Source organism: Aquabacterium commune (assembly GCF_004362855.1).
Classification (GTDB): Bacteria; Pseudomonadota; Gammaproteobacteria; order Burkholderiales; family Burkholderiaceae_C; genus Aquabacterium; species Aquabacterium commune.
Map to the genome: position 1 here is coordinate 227,669 of NZ_SNXW01000007.1, position 24,511 is coordinate 252,179.

General features: G+C 66.9%; 26 protein-coding genes. 10 read left to right on the forward strand and 16 right to left on the reverse strand.

Annotated features, from left to right (window positions below; all coding sequences use genetic code 11):
• A partial coding sequence (locus EV672_RS18855; RefSeq protein ID WP_208110773.1) for a hypothetical protein occupies positions 1-324 on the forward strand: 324 nt, incomplete at its 5' end.
• A 206-nt stretch (positions 325-530) separates the two neighbouring features.
• Positions 531-1,295 (forward strand): 16S rRNA (uracil(1498)-N(3))-methyltransferase, encoded by a 765-nt coding sequence (locus tag EV672_RS13260; RefSeq protein ID WP_133609978.1) that lies wholly within the window; start codon positions 531-533, stop codon positions 1,293-1,295.
• Positions 1,296-1,333: 38 nt separating this feature from the next.
• Here EV672_RS13260 and EV672_RS13265 read toward each other — a convergent pair whose 3' ends face one another.
• The 8 genes from EV672_RS13265 to argS form a co-directional block, all read right to left on the reverse strand.
• A complete protein-coding gene (locus tag EV672_RS13265; protein ID WP_243738684.1) occupies positions 1,334-2,845 on the reverse strand; it encodes a THUMP domain-containing class I SAM-dependent RNA methyltransferase in 1,512 nt (503 codons plus the stop codon).
• Between the two features lie 61 nt (positions 2,846-2,906).
• A complete protein-coding gene (locus tag EV672_RS13270; RefSeq protein ID WP_133609980.1) occupies positions 2,907-3,617 on the reverse strand; it encodes a DUF599 domain-containing protein in 711 nt (236 codons plus the stop codon).
• A 19-nt stretch (positions 3,618-3,636) separates the two neighbouring features.
• Positions 3,637-5,196, reverse strand: a complete 1,560-nt coding sequence (locus EV672_RS13275; RefSeq protein WP_133609982.1) for an RNA polymerase factor sigma-54 — start codon at positions 5,194-5,196, stop codon at positions 3,637-3,639.
• Between the two features lie 16 nt (positions 5,197-5,212).
• Complete coding sequence (gene lptB / locus EV672_RS13280) at positions 5,213-5,965, reverse strand: LPS export ABC transporter ATP-binding protein (protein WP_133609984.1); 753 nt, start codon at positions 5,963-5,965, stop codon at positions 5,213-5,215.
• 1 nt (position 5,966) lies between these two features.
• Entirely contained in the window at positions 5,967-6,647 is a 681-nt protein-coding gene (gene lptA / locus EV672_RS13285) for a lipopolysaccharide transport periplasmic protein LptA (RefSeq protein WP_243738685.1), read from the reverse strand.
• 102 nt (positions 6,648-6,749) lie between these two features.
• Positions 6,750-7,415 carry a thiol:disulfide interchange protein DsbA/DsbL gene (locus EV672_RS13290; protein ID WP_133609985.1) on the reverse strand — a complete coding sequence of 222 codons (666 nt, stop codon included), beginning with the start codon at positions 7,413-7,415 and terminating at the stop codon, positions 6,750-6,752.
• Between the two features lie 46 nt (positions 7,416-7,461).
• Positions 7,462-8,103 carry an SPOR domain-containing protein gene (locus EV672_RS13295; RefSeq protein WP_133609987.1) on the reverse strand — a complete coding sequence of 214 codons (642 nt, stop codon included), beginning with the start codon at positions 8,101-8,103 and terminating at the stop codon, positions 7,462-7,464.
• A gap of 36 nt (positions 8,104-8,139) precedes the next feature.
• Entirely contained in the window at positions 8,140-9,843 is a 1,704-nt protein-coding gene (argS, locus tag EV672_RS13300; RefSeq protein WP_133609989.1) for an arginine--tRNA ligase, read from the reverse strand.
• A 160-nt stretch (positions 9,844-10,003) separates the two neighbouring features.
• On the opposite strand from argS, the gene EV672_RS13305 reads away from it, so the two are divergent.
• Both EV672_RS13305 and EV672_RS13310 read left to right on the forward strand, forming a co-directional pair.
• Positions 10,004-11,320, forward strand: a complete 1,317-nt coding sequence (locus EV672_RS13305; protein ID WP_133609991.1) for a protein kinase domain-containing protein — start codon at positions 10,004-10,006, stop codon at positions 11,318-11,320.
• A 133-nt stretch (positions 11,321-11,453) separates the two neighbouring features.
• Positions 11,454-11,717, forward strand: a complete 264-nt coding sequence (locus EV672_RS13310; protein WP_133609993.1) for a hypothetical protein — start codon at positions 11,454-11,456, stop codon at positions 11,715-11,717.
• Positions 11,718-11,776: 59 nt separating this feature from the next.
• Here the strand turns inward: EV672_RS13310 and EV672_RS13315 are convergent, their stop codons facing one another.
• Positions 11,777-12,700, reverse strand: a complete 924-nt coding sequence (locus EV672_RS13315) for a LysR family transcriptional regulator (protein ID WP_133609995.1) — start codon at positions 12,698-12,700, stop codon at positions 11,777-11,779.
• A 253-nt stretch (positions 12,701-12,953) separates the two neighbouring features.
• Between EV672_RS13315 and EV672_RS13320 the strand changes: the two genes are divergently transcribed.
• The 4 genes from EV672_RS13320 (at position 12,954) to EV672_RS13335 (ending at position 17,086) form a co-directional block, all read left to right on the forward strand.
• Positions 12,954-15,161, forward strand: coding sequence for a malate synthase G (locus EV672_RS13320; RefSeq protein ID WP_133609997.1), 2,208 nt, complete (start codon positions 12,954-12,956; stop codon positions 15,159-15,161).
• 239 nt (positions 15,162-15,400) lie between these two features.
• Positions 15,401-16,030 carry a CsgG/HfaB family protein gene (locus EV672_RS13325; protein ID WP_424923159.1) on the forward strand — a complete coding sequence of 210 codons (630 nt, stop codon included), beginning with the start codon at positions 15,401-15,403 and terminating at the stop codon, positions 16,028-16,030.
• Positions 16,031-16,041: 11 nt separating this feature from the next.
• Positions 16,042-16,413 (forward strand): DUF4810 domain-containing protein, encoded by a 372-nt coding sequence (locus EV672_RS13330; RefSeq protein ID WP_133610001.1) that lies wholly within the window; start codon positions 16,042-16,044, stop codon positions 16,411-16,413.
• Positions 16,414-16,417: 4 nt separating this feature from the next.
• On the forward strand, positions 16,418-17,086 hold the full coding sequence (locus EV672_RS13335; RefSeq protein ID WP_133610089.1) for a DUF799 domain-containing protein: 669 nt from the start codon (positions 16,418-16,420) through the stop codon (positions 17,084-17,086).
• 80 nt (positions 17,087-17,166) lie between these two features.
• Here EV672_RS13335 and EV672_RS13340 read toward each other — a convergent pair whose 3' ends face one another.
• Both EV672_RS13340 and EV672_RS13345 read right to left on the reverse strand, forming a co-directional pair.
• Positions 17,167-17,724: a porin family protein gene (locus EV672_RS13340; RefSeq protein ID WP_133610003.1), complete on the reverse strand. Its 558-nt coding sequence runs from the start codon at positions 17,722-17,724 to the stop codon at positions 17,167-17,169.
• Entirely contained in the window at positions 17,721-18,020 is a 300-nt protein-coding gene (locus EV672_RS13345; RefSeq protein ID WP_133610005.1) for a hypothetical protein, read from the reverse strand. The genes EV672_RS13340 and EV672_RS13345 overlap by 4 nt, the downstream gene beginning before the upstream one ends.
• A 9-nt stretch (positions 18,021-18,029) precedes the next feature.
• Here EV672_RS13345 and EV672_RS13350 point away from each other — a divergent pair, with 9 nt between their 5' ends.
• Positions 18,030-18,362 (forward strand): hypothetical protein, encoded by a 333-nt coding sequence (locus EV672_RS13350; RefSeq protein ID WP_133610007.1) that lies wholly within the window; start codon positions 18,030-18,032, stop codon positions 18,360-18,362.
• Between the two features lie 12 nt (positions 18,363-18,374).
• Here EV672_RS13350 and EV672_RS13355 read toward each other — a convergent pair whose 3' ends face one another.
• The 5 genes from EV672_RS13355 to EV672_RS13375 all read right to left on the reverse strand — a co-directional run bounded on the left by EV672_RS13355 (position 18,375) and on the right by EV672_RS13375 (position 23,058).
• The gene (locus EV672_RS13355) at positions 18,375-18,905 is read right to left on the reverse strand and encodes an outer membrane beta-barrel protein (protein WP_279536196.1); all 531 of its coding nucleotides are present in this window, start codon (positions 18,903-18,905) and stop codon (positions 18,375-18,377) included.
• 122 nt (positions 18,906-19,027) lie between these two features.
• On the reverse strand, positions 19,028-19,978 hold the full coding sequence (locus EV672_RS13360) for an alpha/beta fold hydrolase (protein ID WP_133610011.1): 951 nt from the start codon (positions 19,976-19,978) through the stop codon (positions 19,028-19,030).
• A 110-nt stretch (positions 19,979-20,088) separates the two neighbouring features.
• A complete protein-coding gene (locus tag EV672_RS13365; protein ID WP_133610013.1) occupies positions 20,089-20,781 on the reverse strand; it encodes a histidine phosphatase family protein in 693 nt (230 codons plus the stop codon).
• An 11-nt stretch (positions 20,782-20,792) separates the two neighbouring features.
• Positions 20,793-22,022 (reverse strand): acyl-CoA dehydrogenase family protein, encoded by a 1,230-nt coding sequence (locus tag EV672_RS13370; RefSeq protein WP_133610015.1) that lies wholly within the window; start codon positions 22,020-22,022, stop codon positions 20,793-20,795.
• A gap of 103 nt (positions 22,023-22,125) precedes the next feature.
• A complete protein-coding gene (locus tag EV672_RS13375) occupies positions 22,126-23,058 on the reverse strand; it encodes a LysR family transcriptional regulator (protein ID WP_133610091.1) in 933 nt (310 codons plus the stop codon).
• 407 nt (positions 23,059-23,465) lie between these two features.
• Here EV672_RS13375 and corA point away from each other — a divergent pair, with 407 nt between their 5' ends.
• On the forward strand, positions 23,466-24,428 hold the full coding sequence (corA, locus tag EV672_RS13380) for a magnesium/cobalt transporter CorA (RefSeq protein WP_133610017.1): 963 nt from the start codon (positions 23,466-23,468) through the stop codon (positions 24,426-24,428).
• Positions 24,429-24,511 lie beyond the last annotated feature (83 nt).

Genomic DNA, 24,511 nt, shown 5'->3' on the forward strand with positions numbered 1-24,511 from the left:
GTCCAAGGACCTGCAAGTCTTGCGACTTGCTGCGGCCTTCTCTTGCCAAACACCCACGCTTATCGGCTGTTGATTTTTAAAGAACGTTTGCTGATTCAGCGACTCGGTCACTCAGTCGTTTCTGACTGCTGCGACTTCGTTTTTGTTTGCCGTGATCAGCGAAGACCGCAATTATGGCACCGTTTTGACAGCCTGCGCAAGCCCTTTGGCGAAGTTTTTCAACTTTCTGCATCGAACTCGCTTGGCATGGTCGCAACAGGTCTTGTTTGGGCCCGCTCGCGCGGAGCGCGGATCCTACCTCAAGCCGGGCGCTGTGCTTTGTGACGCCGCGACCTCGGGCTGCTTCGAGGGCGTTAGAGCGGCGGAAAGCAGCCGGCGAGCCACTGTCGATGCGGCGTGTCCGCCCGGTGGCCGCGCGCACTGGACTGGCTCGCGGACAATGCGGGCTGAGCGCCTCCCTGCTGGTGAGGCGCCTTGTTGGGTGTTGTCAACCGATTCACGCGCCGAGGGCGCAGGAGATGGATGTGGTCATGGGTCCCCGCTTGCATGTCGCACTCGACCGCCTGAGCCTGGACGGCCAGTCATTCGCGCTGGACGAGGGTGCCTCGCGGCACATCCAGGTGCTGCGCCTGCAACCGGGGGACGGCATCCGGCTGTTCGACGGGCAGGGACAGGAGTGGGGGGCCGAGGTGACCGACATGGGGCGCAAGGTCGTGCAGGTGCGCCTTGGCGAGCGGGTGGCCAACGACCGGGAGCTGCCCGTGCGTGTGACGCTGGCGGTGGGCATGCCTGCCAATGACCGCATGGACGCGGTGGTGGAGAAGGCCACGGAGTTGGGCGTGGGTGCGATCCAGCCGCTGGTGTGCGCGCGCTCGGTGCTGCGCCTGGACGGCGAGCGCGCCGCCAAGAAGGTGGCGCATTGGCAGGCGGTGGCGGTGTCGGCCAGCGAGCAATGTGGGCGGGCGGTGGTGCCGCAGGTGCACGCGGTGCAGACCCTGGCGGGCTGGTTGAAGCAGGACAGCGCTTCGCCGGTGGCCACGCACCGAGGGGTGCTGAGCTTGCGCGATGCCGCGCCGGTGCGGAGCTGGCTGACGTCGCAGGCAGCGCAGGCGAGCGCTGGGGCTGGCCCGAACTGGTGCTTCCTGAACGGGCCCGAAGGCGGGCTGGCGCCGGAGGAGGAGTCTCTGGCTTTGGCGCAAGGCTGGACGGCTGTCAGCCTGGGACGGCGGGTGCTGCGCGCCGACACGGCGCCGCTGGCGGTGCTCAGCGTGATGGCGGCCCTGTTCGAGGGCTGAGGCCGGCCCTCACCCGCAACCGGCCCCGTCAAGCGCACTCAGGCGTCAGCGGCATCGCCCGCGCGGGGCTTGTTGCTGCCGGCCACGAGGTCGAAGCGGAACAAGCGGCACTCGATGGGGCCGTTGAACATCACGACACGGCGGCTTTCTTTCAGGCGCATGGCGCTGGGCAGCTTCATGTCAGGGCTGAGGATCCAGGCGGTCCAGCCCGTGTACTGCTTCTTCCAGTGCGACGACAGGCGCTGGAAGAAGGTGGCGGCGGCCTCGTCTTCCTGGAAGGCCTCCCGCGCCACGCGCACGCCGGGGCGGGCGATGCCCTCGTTGTCGTCATCGCGCCAGCCGCCAGCATCATCACCGCCTTGCTCGGCGCGCTGGCCGTAGGCGTTGCGGGCCGAGCCCTTGGTGTCGATGCGCTCGCCGTAGGGCGGGTTGAACATCAGCAGGCCGCGCTCGCAGGGCACCGGGCGCTGCAGGGCGTCGGCGGTTTTGAAGTCGATGGCGTGGCGCACGCCGGCACGCTCGGCGTTGCGGGTGGCGAAGTCGGTCATGCGGAAGGCGACGTCACCGGCGTAGATGGGCACGCGTGGCGGGCATTCGCGGGCACGGGCGGCCTGCTTGAGCAGGCCCCAGGCGGCCTGGGCACCGCGGAAGGGCAGCAGGCGTTCGAAAGCGAAGCGGCGCTGGATGCCTGGTGCGATGTTGCAGGTGATTTGCGCAGCCTCGATGGGGATGGTGCCGGCGCCGCAGCAGGGGTCGAGCAGGGGGCCGTCTTCGGGGCGGCCGTGCCAGCCGGCGGCGGCCAGCATGGCGGCGGCGAGCGTTTCCTTGAGCGGAGCCTCGCCGGTGTCTTCGCGCCAGCCGCGTTTGAAGAGGGCTTCGCCGGAGGTGTCCACATAGAGCACGGCGTCGAGGTCGTCCATGTAGAGGACGAGACCGAGGTCGGGGTGGCGGGTGTCCACGCTGGGGCGTTCGCCGGTGCGTTCGCGCAGGTCGTCGCAGACGGCGTCCTTGATGCGCAGGCCTGCGAAGTTCAGGCTGCGCAGGTGGCTGCGGCGCGAGGTGACGTCCACGCGCAGGGTGTGGCGCGGGGTGATCCAGTCGCTCCAGTTGACCTGGCGGCCCAGGGCGTAGATGTCGTCTTCGTGGCGATAGACGCGGGTGGCCACGCGCCAGAGGACGCGTTGGGCCAGGCGGCTTTCCAGGTTGAGTCGCAGGGTGTGGTCGATGAGGGCGGCGCGGCATTCCTCGGCCGTGCGCAGGTGAGCAGCGGCCTGCACTTCGACGCCACCGCGCGAGGCGATGACGATGGGGCCTTCGCCCAGGATGCGGCGGACTTCCTCGGCCAGCAGCTCTTCGACGCCCGAGGCGCACGACAGGTAGAGCGCCGTGGGGCGGTCAGCGGCCAGCGCGTTGGCGACGGGCTCGGGGCGGGCGCCAGGGCGCGGGCCCATGGCCGAGGACGGACGCGCAGGCGCACGCCCCGGCCCCTCGCCAGAAGGCCGGCCGGTGGCAGCGGACACGCGGGGGCGTTGGGGGGGCTTGATGGGCATGGGTGTCAGGGCGGAAAAGGAAAGGGGCCGCAGCAGGGCCGGACGGCCCGGTGGCGCTCGCTCAGGCGCGCAGGATGGCCAGCACGTCCGAGCGGAATTCTCGCCGATACAGCACCCACAGCACGGCCAGGGTGGCGAGCGCGAATGCGGCGGGTGACACGAACCAGCCGATCACAGCGAAGGACATGTAATAAGCGCGCAGGCCATCGGCGAAGCTTTCAGCGGCCATGCCCATGAGCTTGCCGGCGCGATCGGCGAAGGCGTGGCGGTCGGCGTCACCCGCATCGAAGACATCCACGTTGGGTGCCGCGCCCACCAGGATGGCCCCGAACGAATAAACGCGCATCGACCAGGTGAAGCGGAAGAAGGCATAGACGAAGACGGCCAGCAACACCATGATCTTGATGTCGAAGACGAGCATCGAGGTGCGCGCCGCGAAAGGGAGGTCCTGCACCAAGCCGGTGGCCTTGTCGCTGGTGCCCAGCACGGCCAGCAAGCCGCCGAGCACCAGGATGGTGGTGGAGGCCCAGAAGCTCGGGCTGGCGGCGAGGTTTTGCGTGACGGCGGCGTCCACGATGCGCTGGTCGCGGTACGTCACCTGCATCATCCAGACCTTGCGGAAGTGGTTGGTGCTGGCCAGCAGCGTGCGCTCGACCTTGGCGCGGCGGCTGGCAAAAGCGGCATAGCCCACCCAGCCGAAGAAGAACAGCGCCAGCGCGGCCCAGTCTTGCCAGGGCATCAGGGTGATGAGGTTGTTCAGCTTGGCCAGCATGCGCGTGCGCTCCTTCGGGTCACAGCGCCTTGCGCAGGTTGGCCGGCGCGATCTTCAGCGCTTCGCGGTATTTGGCCACGGTGCGGCGGGCCACCTGGATGCCCTGCTCTTCCAGCATGGTGGCCAACTGGCTGTCCGACAGCGGCTTCTTGGCATCTTCGGCAGACACCAGCTGCTTGATGAGCGCGCGCACCGCCGTGCTCGACGCATTGCCACCGGCCTCGGTGTTCAGGCTGGAGCCGAAGAAGTACTTCAGCTCGAAGGTGCCGAAGGGCGTGTTCATGTACTTGGCCGTGGTCACGCGCGAGATGGTGGACTCGTGCAGACCGAGCTCGTCGGCGATTTCGCGCAGCACCAGCGGCTTCATCGCGATTTCGCCGTGGCTGAAGAAGTTCTTCTGCCGGTCAACGATGGCCTGCGAGACGCGCAAGATGGTGTCGAAGCGCTGCTGGATGTTCTTGACGAACCAGCGTGCTTCTTGCAGGCGCGAACTCATCGCCGTGTGGCCTTCGCTGGCCGCCGTACCGCGCGGCGAGCGCGAGGCGCGCAGGGCTTGCGCGTAGAGGTCGTTGATGCGCAGCTTGGGCATCACGTCGGGGTTGAGCACGACCTTCCAGCCCCGGCCCGATTTCTGCACGATGACGTCGGGCACGATGATGTTGGCCTCGGCGCGCGTGAAGGCCCGGCCCGGCTTGGGTTCCAGCTGCACGATGAGGCCTTGCGCCTGCTTGACCTCGCCCTCGGTGGCACCGGCGGCGCTCATGAGCTTGCGCGTGTCGCGGCGGGCCAGCAGCTCCAGGTGGTGCTTGCAGATGTCGATGGCGACGTCGCGGATGCGGCTGGGGGCTTGCGTCTTGAGCTGCAGCACCAGGCAGTCCGAGAGGTTGGCCGCGCCCACGCCCACGGGCTCCAGGCTTTGCAGCCAGCCCAGGGCGCAGCGCAGGCGCGACATCAGCTCGTCGAGCGTGTCTTCGTCGGCATCCTCGGGGTCACCAGGCAAGAGGCTGGCGGCGATCTCCTCGAGCGGGTCGGCCAGGTAGCCGTCTTCGTTGAGCGACTCGATCAGCACCTCGACCGCGGCCATGTCCTCGGTGCTCAGGCGCGTGCCCAGCAGCTGCGCCTTGAGGTGGTCCTGCAGGCTGACGGTGGGCGCGTTGCGCGACATCGGGTCGTAGTCGTCGCTGTCGTTGTTGCTGTCGTTGTTGCGCGGCGTTTCGCTGATGCCGTCGAAGTCTTCGCGCTCGGTGCCGTTTTCCCAGTCGTCGCGCTCGGTGGTGCCCAGGTCGGCCTTGTCGATGCCCGCAGCGTCGCTGTCACCCGGGCCCCCATCGGCATCGGATGAGGACGAGGCAGTGTCTTCGCCGCTCTGGCGCTCGTTGCGCTGGCGTTCGAACTCGGCAGCGGCCAGGTCGAGCGCGGGCACGTCGTCTTCCGGCTCCAGGAAGGGGTTCTGTTCGAGCATCTGCTCGATTTCCTGGTGCAGCTCCAGCGTGGACAGCTGCAACAGACGGATGGACTGCTGCAGCTGCGGCGTGAGCGCCATGTGCTGCGACAGGCGGAACTGCAAAGAGGGCTTCATGGTGCGACAGCCACTCTCACATGCGGAAGTGTTCGCCGAGGTACACCTTGCGCACCTCGGCGTTGTCCACGATGTCGGTCGGGCGGCCTTCGGCCAGCACACGCCCCTCGCTGATGATGTAGGCGCGGTCGCAGATGCCCAGCGTTTCGCGCACGTTGTGGTCGGTGATGAGCACGCCGATGCCGCGGGCCTTGAGGAAGCCGATGATGCGCTGGATCTCGATGACGGCGATCGGGTCCACGCCGGCGAAAGGCTCGTCGAGCAGGATGAAGCGCGGCTGCGTGGCCAGGGCCCGGGCGATTTCCACCCGTCGGCGCTCGCCGCCCGACAGCGACAGCGCCGGGCTGGTGCGCAGTTTCTCGATGCTGAGCTCGCGCAGCAGCGTGCCCAGGCGTTCTTCGATGACCCGGCCCGCGAGTTTGCGGCCGCGCTCATCGACTTGCAACTCCAGCACGGCGCGGATGTTGTCCTCGACGTTGAGCTGGCGGAAGATGGACGCCTCCTGCGGCAGGTAGCTCAGGCCCAAGCGCGAGCGCTCGTGCATGGGCAGGCGCTCGATGCGCTCGCCGTCGATGTCGATGGCGCCGGCATCGGCCCGCACCAGACCAACGATCATGTAGAAACTGGTGGTTTTGCCCGCGCCGTTGGGGCCGAGCAGGCCGACCACCTCGCCGGCCGACACGGCCACGTGCACATCGTGCACCACGGTGCGCGCGCCGTAGCGCTTCTTCAGGCTCTCGGCCTTGAGCTGACTGGGCTGACTCGCCATCTCAGCGGCCCGCGCCCGCGCCAGTGGCGGCCGCAGCCGGCTCGCTGGCGCGCGGCGTGATCACGCCCTTGACCCGGCCCGCCGGCTTGCCGCCATCGCTGGGCGCGCCCATGACCTGGTAGACCGAGGTCTTGTTGTCGTAGCGGATGGCCTGGCCATTGACCTCGTCGGTCTTGAGCCCTGCGGTGAGGCGGCGCATCTCGGCGCGGCTGGTGAAGGTGACGGTGTCGTCGCGGCCTTCATAGACGATTTTCTCGGCCTCGCCCTCGATGACCTCGTCCATGCCCTCGCGCTTTTGCTTGAAGTAGCTGCGCCCGCCCTGGCCGCCAGTGGCGGTGGCCGTTTGCGTGCCATCGGGGTTCTGGCGCACTTCCACGCGCTCGGCGCGGATGAGCATGGTGCCCTTGGTCAGCTCGACGTTGCCGGTCAGGATGTTGACGCGCCGGGTTTCGTCCACCCGGGCGGCATCGGCGGCGAACACCACGGGCTGGGCGCGGTCGGTTTTGTCGGCCAGGGCGACGCCGTGCACCACGAAGGCGCCAGCCAGCCAAACCATCACGTGGGTGACGCGGCTGGCGTGGCGGGCCGGCACGGTGGTGCGCAGCGGCCCGCGCGCGGGGTTTGGCACATCGGTGCGCAGAGCGGCAACAGCAAGAGGCACAGGCAAACTCATCTTCGGCATGGAATTTGCATGGATTTTACCGAAGACCGTGCCACCGTGTGTGGCTGGTCTGCAAATACCGCGCAAATATCCCGCCTGGCGCCACCCAGGCGCCTCGGGGCATCACTTGCCCTTGCGCAGGCGGTTGACGAGGAAGTCCACCGTGGCCAGCGTTTTCTCGGGCGTGCCGTTGAGCGAAATCGAGGTCAGGAACTGGCCGCCGATGCCGATGGCGGGCACGCCGTCGATTTTGTAGGCGTCTGCGAGGCTGCGCGCCTGGCGGCACTTGGTCTGCACGGCGAAGGAGTCGAACACCGACAGGAACTTGGCGCGGTCCACGCCGTTCTTGGCCATGAAGTCAGCGATCAGTTCGGGCTTGTCGAGTTTGAGGCCCTCTTCGTGGAGGGCCTGGAAAACCTTGCCATGCAGCGAGGGCAGCAGGCCCATGGCCTCCAGCGCGTAGTAAATGCGCTGGTGCATGCCAAAGGGGTTTTCGCGGAACGCCACGGGCGCGCGGCGGAAAGCCACGTCGGCGGGCAACTTGCCGACCCAGGCGTTCAGCGAAGGCTCGAAGTGGTGGCAGTGCGGGCAGCCGTACCAGAAGAACTCGACGATGTCGATCTTGCCGGCGGGCGCGGCCGTCGGGGCCGCCTGGCCCAGCTTGACGTAGTGCGTGCCCTCGACGGGGCCGCCCTGGGCGAACGACAGCGCCGGCGTCACGGCGGGTGCGCCCGCCAGACCCAGCCCCAAGGCAGACAGGGATTGCTTGGAGAAATCACGGCGGTTCATCGGGGACATCCTTCGGGTCAGGTAGGAACTCGGGTCAGGGGTCGGATCACTTTTGCACACGCACCAGGGCGGACTCGATGCCCGCGGCCTGCAGCTTGACGCGGACGTCTTCGGCCTGCTCGCGCTGACCGAAAGGCCCCAGGCGCACGCGGTACATCGTGCGGCCGTTGACTTCGCGCTCCTGCAGGTGGGCTTCCAGCCCCAGGATCGCCAGCTTGGCGCGTTGCTGCTCGGCTTCGGTCTGGCTGCCATAGGCACCGGCCTGCACCTGGTAGCTCAACGCATCGGCGCCCGCGGGCGATGACACGGCTTCACCCGCCAGGATGGCCGCCGGATTGCGACCGGACGTTGACGATGCCGCCGGTGCGGACGCCTTGGCCGCAGGGGCGGATGCCGCTGCCACAGCCTCAGGCGCCGATGCCGCTGCGTTGGCCGACGACGGTGCCGCTTCGACCTGCACCGGGCGCGGCTTGGCCGGGTTCTTGCCGTAAAGCGGGTTGTTCGGGTCCCAGTTCTTGTTCTTCTCGGCCTCGGCGGCGTCCTGCTCGGCGGTGCGCTGGGGCACCTTGTCGATGAAGGGCAGCGGCACCTTGGCGATGTAGAGCGCCACGCCGAGCGCCAGGGCCAGGCCGACCAGCAGGCCGACGATCATGCCCAGGAAAAAGCCGCCACGTTGGGATTTCATCAGTGTCCGTCCTCTTTCATCCGACGCTGTGCGCCGGGGTCACATCTTCTCGGGTGCGCTCACGCCCAGCAGGGCCAGACCGCTGCGCAGCACCTGGGCGGTGGCCGTCAGCAGCGCCACGCGGGCCCGTCCGAGTTCGACATCATCCACCAGGAAACGTTCCGCGGCGTAGTAGCTGTGGAAGGCGCTGGCCAGGTCGCGCAGGTAGAACGCCACGTCGTGCGGGGCCAGGCCCAGCGCGGCCGAGGTGAGCATGTCGGGGAACTCGGCAAGTTTGCTCATCAGCGCCAGTTCGGTGGGCGCGGCGAGCAGGTCCAGCTTGGCTTGCGCCAGGGCGCCGAGGTCGCCACCGGCCTTCTCGACGTACTGGGCGCGCACCGAGTGGATGCGGGCGTGGGCGTACTGGACGTAGAACACGGGGTTCTCGTCGTTTTGCTTCAAGGCCAGGTCCACGTCGAAGGTGAATTCGGTGTCGGCCTTGCGGCTGATGAGGAAGAAGCGGACGGCGTCCTTGCTGGTCCACTCGATGAGGTCGCGCAGGGTGACGTAGCTGCCGGCGCGCTTGGAGATCTTGACCTCCTCGCCGTCCTTCATCACGGTGACCATCTTGTGCAGGACGTAGTCGGGCCAGCCCTGGGGGATGCCGACGCCGGCCGCCTGCAGGCCGGCGCGCACGCGGGCGATGGTGCCGTGGTGGTCGGAGCCCTGGATGTTGACGCACTGGCCGAAGCCGCGCTCCCACTTGGCGATGTGGTAGGCCACGTCGGGCACGAAGTAGGTGTAGCCGCCGTCGGACTTGCGCATGACGCGGTCCTTGTCGTCACCGTAGTCGGTGCTGCGCAGCCACAGGGCGCCGCCTTCCTCGAAGGTCTTGCCGGCGTCTTTGAGCTTTTGCACCGCGGACTCGACCCGGCCCGAGCTGTAGAGGCTCGATTCCAGGTAGTAGTTGTCGAAACGGACGCCGAAGGCCTTCAGGTCGAGGTCCTGCTCGTGGCGCAGGTAGGCCACGGCGAACTGGCGGATGCCATCGAGGTCGTTGACGTCGCCGCTGGCGGTGAATTCGCGGTCGTCGGCCTTGACGGTTTTCCTGGCCAGGAAATCGGCGGCGATGTCGGCGATGTAGTCGCCGTTGTAGGCCGATTCGGGCCAGTCGGCATCACCGGGCTTCAAGCCCTTCAGGCGCGCCTGGGTGGAAGCGGCCAGCGTCGCGATCTGCACGCCCGCATCGTTGTAATAGAACTCGCGCGTGACCTGCTGGCCTTGCGTTTCGAACAGATTGCACAGCGCGTCGCCCAGGGCGCCCTGGCGGCCGTGGCCGACGTGCAGCGGACCGGTGGGGTTGGCCGAGACGAACTCGACCAGCACCTTGTGCGCGTTGGCCGGCTGCCAGCCGAACTGGTCGCCCGCCTGGAAGACGTCGGCGACGACGCTTTGCTTGGCGGCAGGCTTGAGGCGCAGGTTGATGAAACCCGGGCCGGCGATCTCGATGGGCAGCGTCACCCACTGCTGCACGGCTGGCTGGGCTTCGAGCGCGGCCACCAGGGCCGTGGCCAGCTCGCGCGGGTTCTTCTTGAGCGGCTTGGCCAGCTGCATGGCGGCGGTCACGGCCAGGTCGCCGTGGGCGGCTTGTTTGGGCGCCTCGAAGACGGGCGCAGGCAGGGTGCCGGCAGCGGCGGCCTCAGGGGCCACCTGGCGCAGGGCGTCGCCCAGGGCAGAAAGAAGGTCACGCTTGGCTTGGATCATGGGCGGGATTCTACGAGGCGGCGCCCCCTCGGGCGCGAGGTCGGTTGGCGCCAGAGGGCGGAAATGCCCGGGCCGGCGCGGCTTTTTTGGCCACTCAAGCCCGGCCCAGCGTGACAAGATGCACAACATGAAGCGCATCAGATAACGGCATCGCACGAGCATGGACGTCAGCACGATCGGCAAGTACCGGGTCCTCCAGAGGCTGGGCGAAGGCGCCACCAGCGAGGTCTTCCTGGGCCGCGACGACTTCCACGACCGCGAAGTCGCCATCAAGCGGGTGCGCGCCAGCGCCCTGGGCGATGCGGTCGATGGCCCCGTCTATGCGCGCTTCTTCGCCGCCGAAGCCGCCTTGGTGGGCCGCCTGCAGCACCCCAACGTCGTGCAGATTTTCGACGCGGTGGCCGACCCGACCTCGCCCTATGTGGTGATGGAGTACGTGCCGGGCACCACGCTGCGCAGCTTCTGCCGACCGGACCAGCTCCTGCCGCTGGAGCTGATCGTGGAAATCGGCTTCAAGTGCGCGATGGCGCTGGGCTATGTGTACCGCCAGGGCCTCATCCACCGGGACGTGAAGCCGGCCAACATCCTGGCGCTGACCAACGCGCAAGGCATGGTCACCGACGTGAAGATCAGCGATTTCGGCAGCGTGCTGAACATGACGGCGGACTCGACCCAGGTGCACAAGGTCGGCTCACTGGCCTACATGGCACCCGAGCAGCTCGACGGCCAGGTGCTGGACAGCCGCGCCGACATGTACGCGCTCGGAGCCGTGCTCTACCACCTGGTGGCGGGCCGCCCGCCTTTCGATGCGCCCTCCCAGGCTGCGCTCATGAACCTGATCTACAACGAGGCGCCCACGCCCCTGTCCGGCCTGCGCGCCGGCGTGAACCCGGCCGTCGATGGCGTCATCCTCAAGGCCCTGGCCAAGAACCCCAACGACCGCTACCCCAACTGGGACGCCTTCGCGCAGGCGCTCTCGGGGCTGATCTCGGACCACCAGGTGCCCCGCGGCCACCTGCAGGGTGTGCTCGACTCGGAGCGCTTCAACCTGCTGCGTGCGCTCGACTTCTTCTCGCAGTTCGGCGATGTGGAGCTGTGGGAGGTGGTGCACCGCGCGCGCTGGCAGCGTTTCGCCTTCGGCCATGCCCTCTACCGGCGTGGCGAGGAGGGGCGCAGCTTCCACATCATGGCCCAGGGCAGCGTGGAGGTGTACCGCAACAACAAGCGCGTGGCCCTGCTGGGCGCGGGCACCTCGGTGGGCGAGATGGCCTACCTGGCACCCAGCCCCGAACTGCGCAAGCACAGCACCGACGTGGTGGTGACCGAGCCGGCCACCACGATTTCGTTCACGCCCGAGGCCATGCAGCAACTCAGCCCGGCCTGCCGCCACCTGTTCGACGAGGCCTTCATCCGCGTGCTGGTGCGGCGCCTGCATGCGGCCCACGAGGCCCTGGCGCACCCGCGGCGCATCATGTGAGCCACACGGGCGATGCCGCCCGGGCGACTGTCATCCGGGGCACGATGCGGCGCGTTACATTGGGATCAGGTCGTGCCTTCCCTCGTTCGTTCCCGGCCTGCCAACCACCCCACTCAATTCCTAGGAGTTCGACATGCGTGCACTGATCGCCACCGCCGTTCTGGCCCTGATGTCCACCCTGGCCCACGCCGATCCGGCCTGTGATGCCAAGGCCGCCGAAAAGAAGCTGGCGGGCGCCGCCAAGAACAGCTTCATCAAGAAGTGTGAGAAGGACGCAGGCGGTGCGGGCCCAGCCTGTGCCGCCAAGGCCGTGGACAAGAACGGCAAGGCCCTGGCCGGCGCCGCCAAGAACAGCTTCATCAAGAAGTGCGAGAAAGAAGCCGCTGCGGCCAAGTGAGCCCAGGGCCCAGGCCCATGGACTGAATCTGCCAGCCGCCTTCGGGCGGCTTTTTCATGTCAGGACCTGGGGTCAGCGGCTTTGCGCCAGTAGCCGGCATCGCCGTAGGTGGCCTTGATGAAATCGATCCACAGGCTCAAGCGCAGCGGCAGGTGCTTGCGCTGCGGGAAGACGGCGTAGATGCCATTCGGGGGCGCGGCGAATTCGTCGAGCACGCTCACCAGCCGGCCGGCGCGCACATCGGCCTCGACCTCCCACCACGAGCGCCAGGCCAGGCCCAGGCCCTCCAGGCACCAGGCGTGCAGCACCTGGCCGTCGGAACAGTCCAGCCGGGGCGCGGGCCGCACGTGCACCACCTGGCCATCGGCCGTGAAGGCCCAGCCGCGCGTCTGGCCCGCCTCGGAGCTCAAGGCCAGGCAGGCGTGGCGGACGATGTCGGACGGATGCGCGGGCATGCCGTGGGCCGCGACGTAAGTCGGGCTGGCCACGCACAGGCGGCGGTTGTCGGCCAGGCGCACGCTGATGAGGCTGGAGTCGGGCAGGTCGCCCACACGCACGGCGCAGTCGAAACCTTCGTTGACCAGGTCCACCATGCGGTCCGAGAGGTTCAGGGAGACCGACACCTCCGGGTGCTGGGCCGCGAAACGCGGCACCAGGGGCGCCACGTGCCGACGCCCGAAACCCGCTGGCGCGGTGATGCGCAGGTGCCCGCTGGCCTTCAAGCCGCCCGCACTGACGCTGGCCTCGGCGCTGGCCAGGTCGGACAGCAGACGCTGGGCGTCTTCCAGGAAAGCCGTGCCCTCGTGCGTCAGGGTGATGCGCCGCGTGGTGCGCACCAGCAGCTTGACGCCCAGGCGCTCCTCCAGCGCATCGATGCGCCGCCCCACGACCGCGGGCGCGATGCCCTCGACGGCCGCGGCGGCGGTCAGGCTGCCGCGCACGGCCACGCCGACGAAGGATTCAATCTGCTTGAGTCGGTCCATGGCTCTCCAGCGCTGGTCGAACAGGGCAAGGCAGGGGCAAGGTCACGCCCGGCCCCGCCACCGCCCGGAGCGGTCCATGGTGGGTGGCGGCGCGGCAAAACACAAGCGCATCTCCCACAGGTCATCCCCCCTGGCTGACCCTGATTTTAACTCTCAGGTCATGAATCAATGACTTTTTAAGATCTTAATGTCGCGATTGGTATCGAATAAACTGCCGCCATCGCATCTGTTTCCTGACTTCCGAAGGGTTTCCATGACCGCACGCACCACCGTCCACGGCCTGCAAGTCGCCACCGAGCTGTTCCGTTTCGTCGAAGACCAGGTGCTGCCCGGCACCGGCGTGGACAGCGCCAAGTTCTGGGCCGGCTTTGACGCCATCGTCAGCGACCTGGCCCCCAAGAACGCCGCCCTGCTGGCCGAGCGCGACCGCATCCAGACCGAGATGGACCAGTGGCACACCGCCCACCCCGGCCCCATCTCCGACATGGCCGCCTACCGCGCCTTCCTGGAGAAGATCGGCTACACCGTGCCCGTGCCCGCCGATGTCAAGGTGACCACATCGAACGTGGACGCCGAACTGGCCACGCAAGCCGGCCCGCAGCTGGTGGTGCCCATCCTGAACGCGCGCTACGCCCTGAACGCCGCCAACGCCCGCTGGGGCAGCCTGTACGACGCCCTGTACGGCACCGACGCCATCCCCGAGACCGATGGCGCCGACAAGGGCAAGGGCTACAACCCGGTGCGTGGCGCCAAGGTCATCGCCTGGGCCCGCAACTTCCTGGACCAGTCCGCCCCGCTGGAAGGCGCGTCGCACAAGGCATCGGCCGGCTACCGTGTGGAAGGTGGCAAGCTCGTCGTCGCCCTGAGCAACGGCAAAACCACCGGCTTGCAGAACCCCGAGCAGTTCGTCGGCTTCCAGGGTGACGCCGCCGCGCCCACCAGCGTCCTGCTGGTCAACAACGGACTGCACATCGACGTCCAGATCAACCGTGACACCGCCATCGGCAAGACCGACGCGGCCGGCGTGTCCGACCTGGTGCTGGAATCGGCCCTGTCCACCATCCTGGACCTGGAAGACTCGGTCGCCGCCGTGGACGCCGAAGACAAGGTGCTGGGCTACAGCAACTGGCTGGGCATCCAGAAGGGCACGCTGACCGAGGAAGTCGCCAAGGGTGGCAAGACCTTTGTGCGCAAGCTGAACGCCGACCGCGTGTACACCGGCGTGTCCAATGGTCAAGTGGGCGGCGAAGTCAAGCTGCACGGCCGTTCGCTGATGTTCGTGCGCAATGTCGGCCACCTGATGACCAACCCGGCCATCCTGTGGGGCGCGGAAGGCAAGGAGATTCCCGAAGGCATCATGGACGCCGTGGTGACCACCACCATCGCCCTGCACGACCTGCAAGGCCGCGGTCAGATCGACGGCAAGCAGATCAACAACTCGCGCAAAGGCTCGGTTTACATCGTCAAGCCCAAGATGCACGGCCCCGCCGAAGTGGCCTTCGCCGCCGAGTTGTTCTCACGCGTGGAGCAGCTACTGGGCCTGCCCGACAGCACCGTCAAGCTGGGCATCATGGACGAAGAGCGCCGCACCTCGGCCAACCTGAAGGCCTGCATCGCTGCCGCGTCCAGCCGCGTGGCCTTCATCAACACCGGCTTCCTGGACCGCACCGGCGACGAGATGCACACCGCCATGCTGGCCGGCCCGATGATGCGCAAGGGCGACATCAAGGGCAGCGACTGGATCGCCGCCTACGAGCGCCGCAACGTGCTGATCGGTCTGCAATGCGGCCTGCGTGGCCGCGCCCAGATCGGCAAGGGCATGTGGGCCATGCCCGACCTGATGGCCGAGATGCTCAAGCAGAAGATCGGTCACCCCAAGGCCGGCGCCAACACCGCCTGGACGCCCTCGCCCACCGCCGCCACGCTGCACGCCACCCACTACCATCAGGTGAACGTGGCCGCCGTGCAGCTGGAGATCGAGAAGTCGGGCGAAGAGCCGCAAAGCCTGATGGACAAGCTGCTGACCATCCCCGTGGCCGCACAAGCCAACTGGTCGGACGCCGAGAAGCAGCAGGAAGTGGACAACAACATCCAGGGCATCCTGGGTTACGTGGTGCGCTGGATCGACCAAGGCGTCGGTTGCTCCAAGGTGCCCGACATCCACAACGTCGGCCTGATGGAGGACCGCGCCACGCTGCGCATCTCCAGCCAGCACGTGGCCAACTGGCTGCACCACGGCGTGGTGACCGAGGCACAAGTGCGTGACAGCTTCAAGCGCATGGCCGCCGTGGTGGACGGCCAGAACGCGGGCGACGCCGCCTACAAGAGCCTGGTGGCCAACCCCAACGGTGCGGCCTTCCAAGCCTCGCTGGACCTGGTCTTCAAGGGCAAGGAACAGCCCTCGGGTTACACCGAGCCGCTGCTGCATGCTTGGCGTTTGAAGGTCAAGGCGCAAGGCTGATGCGGATTGCCGCGTTCAGCTGCATGACGGCACCCTTCAGGGTGCCGTTTTTCATTCCCTCGCCATCCCCATCCAAATGGGTGATGCCATTCGCTGAACCACAGCCGTTACATTGTTCGACCGGTCCGCTCGCAGGGCCGCTTCACTACTTCCATCACCACAAGTCTCAGGGAGACCGTTCAATGAAGTTCAACACACGCCTGCAGTCGTTTGCCATCGCTGCAGCCCTGTCTCTGCCAATGCTGCTGAGCGGCTGCGCCACCGAATCCTCGCAAGCCCTGGCTGTGCAGAAAACACAGGTGTCCACCAAGGCGTACAGCGGCGCACGCTCGCCCATCGCCGTGGGCAAGTTCGACAACCGCTCCAGCTACCTGCGTGGCGTGTTCTCCGACGGCGTCGACCGCCTCGGCAGCCAAGCCAAGACCATCCTGATCACCCACCTGCAGCAAACCAACCGCTTCAATGTGCTGGACCGCGACAACATGGCGGAGATCAAGCAGGAAGCCGCCATCCAAGGCGCGGCGCAAAAGCTCAAAGGTGCAGATTTCGTGGTGACCGGCGACGTGACCGAGTTCGGCCGCAAGGAAGTCGGTGATCACCAGCTCTTCGGCATTCTGGGCCGTGGCAAGACGCAAGTGGCCTACGCCAAGGTCGCCCTGAACATCGTCAACACCCGCACTTCCGAGGTTGTTTACTCGGTGCAAGGCGCAGGCGAGTACGCCCTGTCCAACCGCGAGATCATCGGCTTCGGCGGCACGGCCAGCTATGACTCGACGCTGAACGGCAAGGTGCTGGACCTGGCCATCCGCGAAGCCGTGGAGCGCCTGGGCGAAGCCATCGACTCCGGCGCCTTCAAGCCCGCACAGTGAGGAGCCCGTCCATGACATCCAGCCACATCACGCGGCAGGCAGCGGGCTGCTGCCTGCTCGCCGCCATCGGGCTCACGGGTTGCGCCGGGCCGAAGCCACTCTATGAATGGAATGGCTACCAGCCTCAGGTGTATGCACACCTCAAGGGCCAAGGTAAAGGCCCCGAAGAGCAGATTCTGGCCATGGAAGAGGGTGTTCAAAAGGCCGCCGCCAAGGGGGCCAAGCTGCCGCCTGGCTACCACGCCCACCTCGGCTTGCTGTACCTGAACACCGGCCGCACCAACCAGGCCGTGGCAGCGCTGAACCAGGAAAAGGCGCAGTTCCCGGAATCGACGAAGTACATCGACTTCCTGCTCAACAACATGAAAAAGAACGGGAGCTGACATGATGAGTTCATCCCTGTATCGATTGGCTGCCATGGGTGTCCTGGCCGCCGCACTGGCCGGTTGTGCGGCCCCCAAGAAGACGGACTACACCGCCTTCCGCCAAGCCAAACCTGCATCCATCCTCGTTCTGCCGCCGCTGAACGAATCGCCCGACGTGAACGCCACGTTCAGCGTCCTGGCACAGGCCACTTACCCGCTCGCCGAAGCTGGTTATTACGTGATGCCTGTGACCCTGGTTGCCGAGACCTTTCACCAGAATGGCCTGAGCAATCCGCCGGAGATGCATGCGGTGGCCCCGACCAAGCTCAAGGAGATTTTCGGTGCGGACACCGCGCTGTACATCAAGGTGACGCGTTACGGCACCACCTACACCGTGCTGAGCAGTGCCGCCATCGTGAGCGCAGAAGCGCAGCTGGTGGACCTGTCCACTGGCACGCAACTCTGGAGCGGCAAGGCCTCGGCGTCCAGCGACGAAGGTGGCAACAACTCGGGTGGTGGGTTGGTCGGCCTGCTGGTGACTGCCCTTGTCAAGCAGGTGCTCAACAGCGTGACCGACGCCTCGCACCCTGTGGCAGGCGTTGCCAGCGCACGGCTGCTGTCTGCGGGACACCCCAACGGTATTTTGTATGGCCCGAGATCGCCGAAGTACGGCTCTGACGCGGCGAACTGACGCCAGCCGCGGGCCGACGAAACCGCAGGCCCCAGAAAAAAGGCACCCCGAGGGGTGCCTTTTCTTCATCCGCGTTTGGCTCAGAAAGCGTACTGCACGCCAGCGCTCAGCAGGCGGACGGAAACGGTCTCGCCTTCGACCTTGGCGTCGGTGAAGTCGGCTCCCACGGTCAGGCGCAGTTGCTTGTTCAGCGCGTACTCGGCGCCCAGGCCCAGGTAGGGCTTGGTCGAGTTGTAGCTCTCGGAATCGCTGAAGCCAAATGCAGATGCGGTGACCTTGCTCTTGAGCATCGCGAGGCCCACACGGCCCACCAGGGACACCTCGGGGGTGATGTTGTGACGCAGGGCTGCTGCCAGCAGGAAGCCGGACGACTCGCCCTTGACGTCCACGTTGATGCCGCTTTCAATCACACGTGCCTTGACCTTGCCGAAGTCGATGTAGGAGGCTTCGAGAGCCACCAGGGGGTTGAGCTGGTAGCCAGCGGTCAGCTTGTAGCCGGTGTCCGACTTGTCGCAGCTCACCGTGTCAGAGCAATCGACGTCGATGCGGGCTTGACCCAGATTGCCAGCCACGTAGACCTGGGCCGAGGCAGCAGACATGGTGCCGATCAGTGCGACGGCCAGAGCGATTTTCTTCATAGGAACTCCTGTGGGTTATGGGTGGCCTCAATGGGCCACGGGTAAGGATCCGACCGAAACCGGTCAGACGTCAACTTGCCCGCCGAGGCTGAGCAATCGAATCGAGCAGGCTTGTTACCGACCTTCACGTTCGTGAAATCGGCAGCCGCCGTCAGCTTGGTCTGTGGCGCGACCTCGTACTCGAGGGCCACACCGAAATAGGGAGGGTTGCTGTTGTAGTTCTGGCTGAAGCGGGGGCCACTCAAGCGCGCCTCGGCACGGCTGTCCAGCATGGCCAAGCCGAAGCGCTCGATCACCCACAACTCATGCATCACGGCACCGCGCAGGACCACTGGGCACTGGCGGCGCCGGTCAACACCAACAGCAGGGCGGCTATGGCAGCCAGCTTCGAGCTTCGAGATGCGCTCACCTTTGACTCCCAATTTTTCTTGAAGTTCACTCTAACGATCAGCAACATTTCCGTCAGCCCCCAATCTCGCGGGGTGTTGCGCGCGCGCAGCAGGCCATTTGGCCGATACCACGCACGACGCAGTGACGTCGCAAACACCGATGCGGCGCTGCGCGACTGGGGCAGTCAGGCCCTGATCACGACGCTTCCCGGGCATGAAAAGGCCTTCCGTGGAGGGCCTTTGGCTTGAGCGCGCAACCGATCAGAAGCCGTATTGCAAGCCCACGGTGACCAGACGCACAGAGCCAGACTCGCCATCGAGCTCGGTCTTGCTGAAGTGGGCCACGGCAAAGCCCTTGACGTTCTTGACCAAGGCGACCTCGGCTGCAGCGCCGAAATAGACCTGCGGGGTGCTGGAATTGCTCGTGCCCACCAGTGTCGCAGCGTTCACTGCGCCCTTGGCTTCGACGGTGACCAGGCCCGGCCGCCCGACGACGGTCACGCGCTTGTAGACCTCTGCACGGCCAGCCACGCCCACACCTATCGCGGTGGACTTGAGCGAGGCGCTGCCACCGGGGCCCTTGCGCGTCGCTTTGCCGAAGTTGAAGTAGGTGCCTTCCAAGGCCAGCACGGGGGTGATCTGGTAGCCGACGTAGCCCTTGCCGCCCGTGTCGGTCTTGTCACAGAGCACAACGTCAGAGCAGTCGAGCTTGAGGCGGGCTTGGCCCATGCCTCCACCCAAGTACAGCTGTGCAGAGGCAACGGACATCATGGCGGTTAGCAAACCCGCCACAGCGATTTTTTCACAGAAACGCCCTGATGCGAGACAAAACGGCGCGATCCACCGCGGGGGAAATGCAGCAGCTTTGTGAGACAGCGACAGAGGGGGATTCCCAAGCTTGGGTGCGGGGAGGCTCAGGGCTGGGCCAGGAAGGACTGCAGCGCAGCGGCGGTCACGGCCGGGTCTTCCTCGTGCGGCACATGGCCCAGGGTGTCGAACACCACCAGGCGGCTGCCGGCGATGTCGCGCTGGAAATGATCGGCGTTGTCGGGCGGGATGAGTCGGTCCTGGCCGCCCCACAGGATGAGCGTGGGCTGCTTGACCGAGGCGATTTGCCCTGCGTATTGGCCGCCCGGGCTTTGGCGGAAGCGCTCGCCCAAGGCGTGGCGGTTGCCCGCGCGCAGGGTCAGCTCGAAGTAACGGTCGATCAGTTCAGGGGTGACTTTGGCCGGGTCACCGTACACGTTGCGCACGCTGGATTCGATCATGCTGCGTGGCAAGACGTTCTCCATCGCCGGGCGCAGCCATGGGATTTGCGCGACCTTGAAGCCGATCGGCACAGACGTCGGGTCGTAGGGGTAGCCGGCCGCATCGACCAGCACCAGCTTGCTCACGCGCGCGGGGTGGTCCACCGCCAGCTTCCAAGCCAGACCGCCACCGAAGGAGTTGCCCGCCACGACGGCCTGCTGCACGCCCAGCTTGTCCATCAAGGCGGCCACGAATTCGACGTAGCGCGTGAGTTGGTAGTCACCATCGGGCATGGGTCCGGTCAGGCCGAAGCCAGGCAGGTCCATGCGGATGACGCGGCGCTGGCCCCTCAAGGCCTCGGCCCAGCCGTCCCAGGTGTGCAGGCTGGCCGAGGTGCCGTGCAACAGCACGATGGGCTGGGGGTCGTTGCGCGGGCCTTCGTCGCGCAGGTGCACCTGCATGCCCATGAGGGCCACGAACTGCGATGGCGGTGGCGCCCAACGGGCCTTGAGGCTGTCCACGTCGCGGTCGGGCGCCCAGGCCTGGGCCACGCCGACGCCCACCAACACCACCAAGGCGAGCAAGAGCCCGCCCAGCACCTTCAACGCTGTCTTCATCCTTGTCTCCCTCGCTCGTTGAGCCCACGGCCCGCATGTGACCATGGCATTGTGCGGGACGCGCGCTGGCGTGCCCAGCCGCAGTGCTCGGCCAGATCGACCGGCACAGATCAGCGGTAGCTCAACAGGGGAGGATTCGCGCCTTCGACGTGGCCATGCTCGTTGATGGACACCAAATGCAGCCCGTCCCGGCCCACCAAAATCTTCGTGATGCCGGCGTTGGCCAGCGTCCAGTTGATGGTGAAGGCCTGGGTGTCGTGCAGGCCCAGCAGGTGGGCGCAGACCACGCTGATGAAGCCGCCCGAGGTGAACACCACGGCCTGCCCCTTGGCCGGCGTGAGCTGGACCAGCTCGTCCAGCGTGGACACGCAGCGCAGCTTGAACACCGACCAGGGCTCGCTGTACTCGGCATCGTGGTTGCCACCGACCCAGCGCGAAACGGCATCCTGGAAGAAGGTCTGGAAGGCGCGGCGCGGGTCACCGCTGGCGGCCATCTCGGACATCATAGCGGCCTTGTCGGCATAGCGTGGCTGGGCCACCTCGATGACGTTCTCGTGGTCGAACTCGTTGACGCCGGCGTGGATGCGCATCTGCACGTCCAGCGCCATGGCCGCCAAAGCCGCGCGGGCGGTGTCCTGGTGGCGCTGCATGGTGCCGCTGACCACCACCTCCGGGCTCACGCCACGGGCCTTCAGCGCCTGCCCGACGGCATGGCCCTGTTGGTGGCCCAGGGCCGAGAGCTCGTCGTAGTTCTGGCTGCCAAACGACGCCTGGCCATGGCGGATGAGGTAGAGCGCGCCCATGGCCCGGCCCCTTATTTGCTGCCGTACTTCATCAGCTCCAGGCGGGCGATCATGCCCTTGTGCACCTCGTCCGGGCCATCGGCCAGACGCAGGCTGCGTGCCTGGTTGAAGAAGGCCGTGAGCATGGTGTCGTGCGAGACGCCCATGCCGCCGTGGATCTGGATGGCGAAGTCCACCACCTGCTGCAGCACGTTGGGCGCCACGACCTTGATGGCCGAGACGTCGGTGAGTGCGCTCATCACGCCCAGGGTGTCGATCTTCCAGGCGGCTTGCAGGGTCAGCAGGCGGGCCTGGTCGATGGCCAGGCGGCACTCGGCGATGCGCTCGCGGTTGCCGCCCAGGTTGACGAGGGGCTTGCCGAAGGCCACGCGCTTCAAGCCACGCTCGATGGCCAGCTCCAGCGACTTTTCGGCGGCGCCCAGCATGCGCATGCAGTGGTGGATGCGGCCAGGCCCCAGGCGACCCTGGGCGATCTCGAAACCGCGGCCCGGCCCGGCGATGACGTTGGACAGCGGCAGGCGCACGTTGGTGAAGTGCACCTCGCCGTGGCCGTGGGGCTCGTCGTACTCGCCGAACACGGGCAGCATGCGCTGGATCTCGACGCCCGGGGTGTCCATCGGCACCAGCACCATCGAATGCTGGCTGTGGCGGCCGCCGTCCGCGTTGGGCGTGCGGGCCATGAAGATGCCGATCTTGCAGCGCGGGTCACCGACGCCCGACGACCACCACTTCTTGCCATTGAGCACGATCTCGCTGCCCTCGACCACGGCGGTGGCGGCCATGTTGGTGGCGTCGGACGAGGCCACATCGGGCTCGGTCATGAAGAACACCGAGCGGATCTCGCCGGCCAGCAGCGGCGTCAACCACTGGGCCTTTTGCTCGGCGCTGCCGTACTTCCACAGCACTTCCATGTTGCCGGTGTCGGGCGCGTTGCAGTTGAAGATCTCGGGCGCCATCATGGAGCGGCCAGTCTGCTCGGCGCTGAAAGCGTAGTCCAGCACGCTCAGGCCCGCGCCCAGTTCGGGGTCGGGCATGAACAGGTTCCACAGGCCTTCGGCGCGGGCCTTGGCCTTGAGGGCTTCGACGCGCGGCGGGATCTGCCACTTCGTCCAGTCGCCACCGTGGCGCGCCTCGTGGATGTCCTGCCAGTGCGCGGCTTCGATCGGGGCGATGTGTTCGTCGATGAAGGCGCGCACGCGCTTGGCGGTGCTGCTGGCACGTTCGCTGGGCTGGAAGTCCATGGGGGTCTCCTGGGTGGGATGAGGCTGTCTGCCTTCGGTCCGTGGATGCTACGCCGCCGTCACCCTTGCATCAAATGATGAATTTTCATCGCAAGTCATGCATTCAGCGCATGGCCTGGCGCGCGCCTGCGGCCACGCTGTCGCGCATCCAGCGGTGCACCGGGTCGGCTTCGCGGTCGGCGTGCCAGTACATCCAGATGCCGATGGGCGGCACCGGCACGGGCAGCTCGCGCAAGGTCAGCGGCAAGGCCCGGGTGAGCTGCTCGGCGTAGGTGCGCGGCAGCGTGAGCAAGGCATCGCTGGCCACCACCACATTGGCGGCCGCGAAGTAGTGCTGGCAACGCAAAATGACCTCGCGCTCCCCCAGCCCCTGTGCGGCCCACACGGCCTGCAAGGGGTCGGGCTGGTCGGGCTGCAAGGTCACCATCACGTGCTGCTGGGCGAAATAGCTGGGCACGTCCAGCGGCCCCTGCAGCGGGTGGTCACGCCGCACCAGCACGGCGAGGTCCTCGTCGGCGAGGTGCTCGCCACGGATGCGGCCAGCCACGCGGCGCTGCCGGTCGATGACCAGGTCCACCTCGCCCAGCGTCAGGCTGCGCTCCAGCGCGTCGCGCGGCACCCGCACGCTGGCCAGTTTCACGTGCGGGGCCACGCGGCCCAGGCTGGCCATCAAGGGCGGCAAGGTGATGGCTTCGAGCACATCGCGCATGCCCAGGCGCAGGGTCATGTTCAGCGTCAACGGGTCGAAGGTGTCGGCCTGGCCCATGAGCGACTGCAGGCCGCGCAGGTGGGCCTGCACTTCACCGATGACGCGGCGGGTCAGCTCGGTCGGCACCATCTGGTTGCCCTGGCGCACGAACAGCGGGTCGCCCCACAGGCGGCGCAGGCGTGCCAGCGCGTGGCTCACGGCGGGCTGGCTGAGGTGCAGGTGGCGGGCCGCGCCCGAGATGCCGCCGTGCTCATAGACGGCGTCCATCACGCGGAACAGGTTGAGGTCCAGGCGGGCCGCTGCACCGGACGTCTTGAAAGCAGGCATGACCATGGGCCGAGACCTTACACCGAGCCCGCGGCCTTCCTTTCCGCTCACCGTCCATGTCTGCCTCAGCAGGCCGTGGTTTTTGCACTCGCAGCACCCCCACCCGAGGCGCACAGGGCGAGCGCGCGTCATAATGACGCCTTGCCGCCAAAGCGGCGCACACATGGAGCGTTCACCTTGGACAGTCACCCTCGGTGACCGCCCACTCCAGCCAACCGGCGCCAGGGCCCGGCTCGATGCCAGCCCCGCGCACCGGATGCGGCCAGCCCCTCAGCTTGCACTGCATGCACTGAGCGCGGGCCGGCCTTGCGGGAGGGGGCGGCACACCCAACACCACCCCTCACCGACATCCGTGCACCCCGGGCGCCATCGCATCAGTCCCGCGGCATGCACGTGCTGGAGACCCCATGCTCAACGTTTTCACGCTGGCCAACGGCCGCCTGTTCCAGGAAGAAATCGACAGCCTCGATGAGCTCACGCCCGTGAGCCCGATCTGGGTGGACCTGGAAGACCCCACGCCCGAGGAAAAGGGCTGGATCGCCGTGCGCTTCGGCCTCGTCATCCCCGGCGACATCATCGACGACGACCTGGAAGAGTCGGCCCGCTTCTACGAAGAAGACGATGCCGTGCACATCCGCTCCGACTTCCTGATCGACGACGACGACACCCCGCGCAACGTCCGCGTGGCCTTCATCCTGCACCACAACGTGCTGTTCTCGATCCACCGCGAGGACCTGCCCGTCTTCCGCCTGCTGCGCATGCGCGCGCGCCGCATCCCGGCCCTGATCGAAGACGCCAAGGACGTGCTGCTCAAGCTCTACGACGCCGACGCCGAATACTCCGCCGACACGCTGGAGAACATCTACGACGAGCTGGAAAAAGTCAGCAAGCGCGTGTTGCAGGACGAAGTCAACGATGCCGCCGCCGCCGAGGCGCTGGCGGCCATCGCCCGCCAGGAAGACTTGAACGGCCGCATCCGCCGCAACGTCATGGACACGCGCCGCGCACTGAGTTTCATGATGCGCGCGCGCATGCTCAACACCGACCAGTTCGAAGAGGCCCGGCAAATTCTGCGCGACATCGACTCGCTCGACTCGCACACCGCCTTCCTCTTCGACAAGATCAACTTCCTGATGGACGCCACGGTGGGCTTCATCAACATCAACCAGAACAAGATCATCAAGATCTTCTCGGTGGCCTCGGTCGCGCTGCTGCCGCCCACCCTGGTGGCCAGCGTCTATGGCATGAACCTGAAGTTCCCTGAGATGGAATGGCTGGGAGCCTGGGGCTACCCCTACACCGTGGCCTTGATGGTGTGCACCGCCCTGGTGCCCATGTGGTACTTCAAACGCCGCGGCTGGCTGAGCTGACACCCAGGCGCCGCCCCTGCCCGATGCCCCTTCGCCCGCCGGTCCCGCCGTCCCTCCTTGCCCTCCCTGATGGCCTGTGGCGC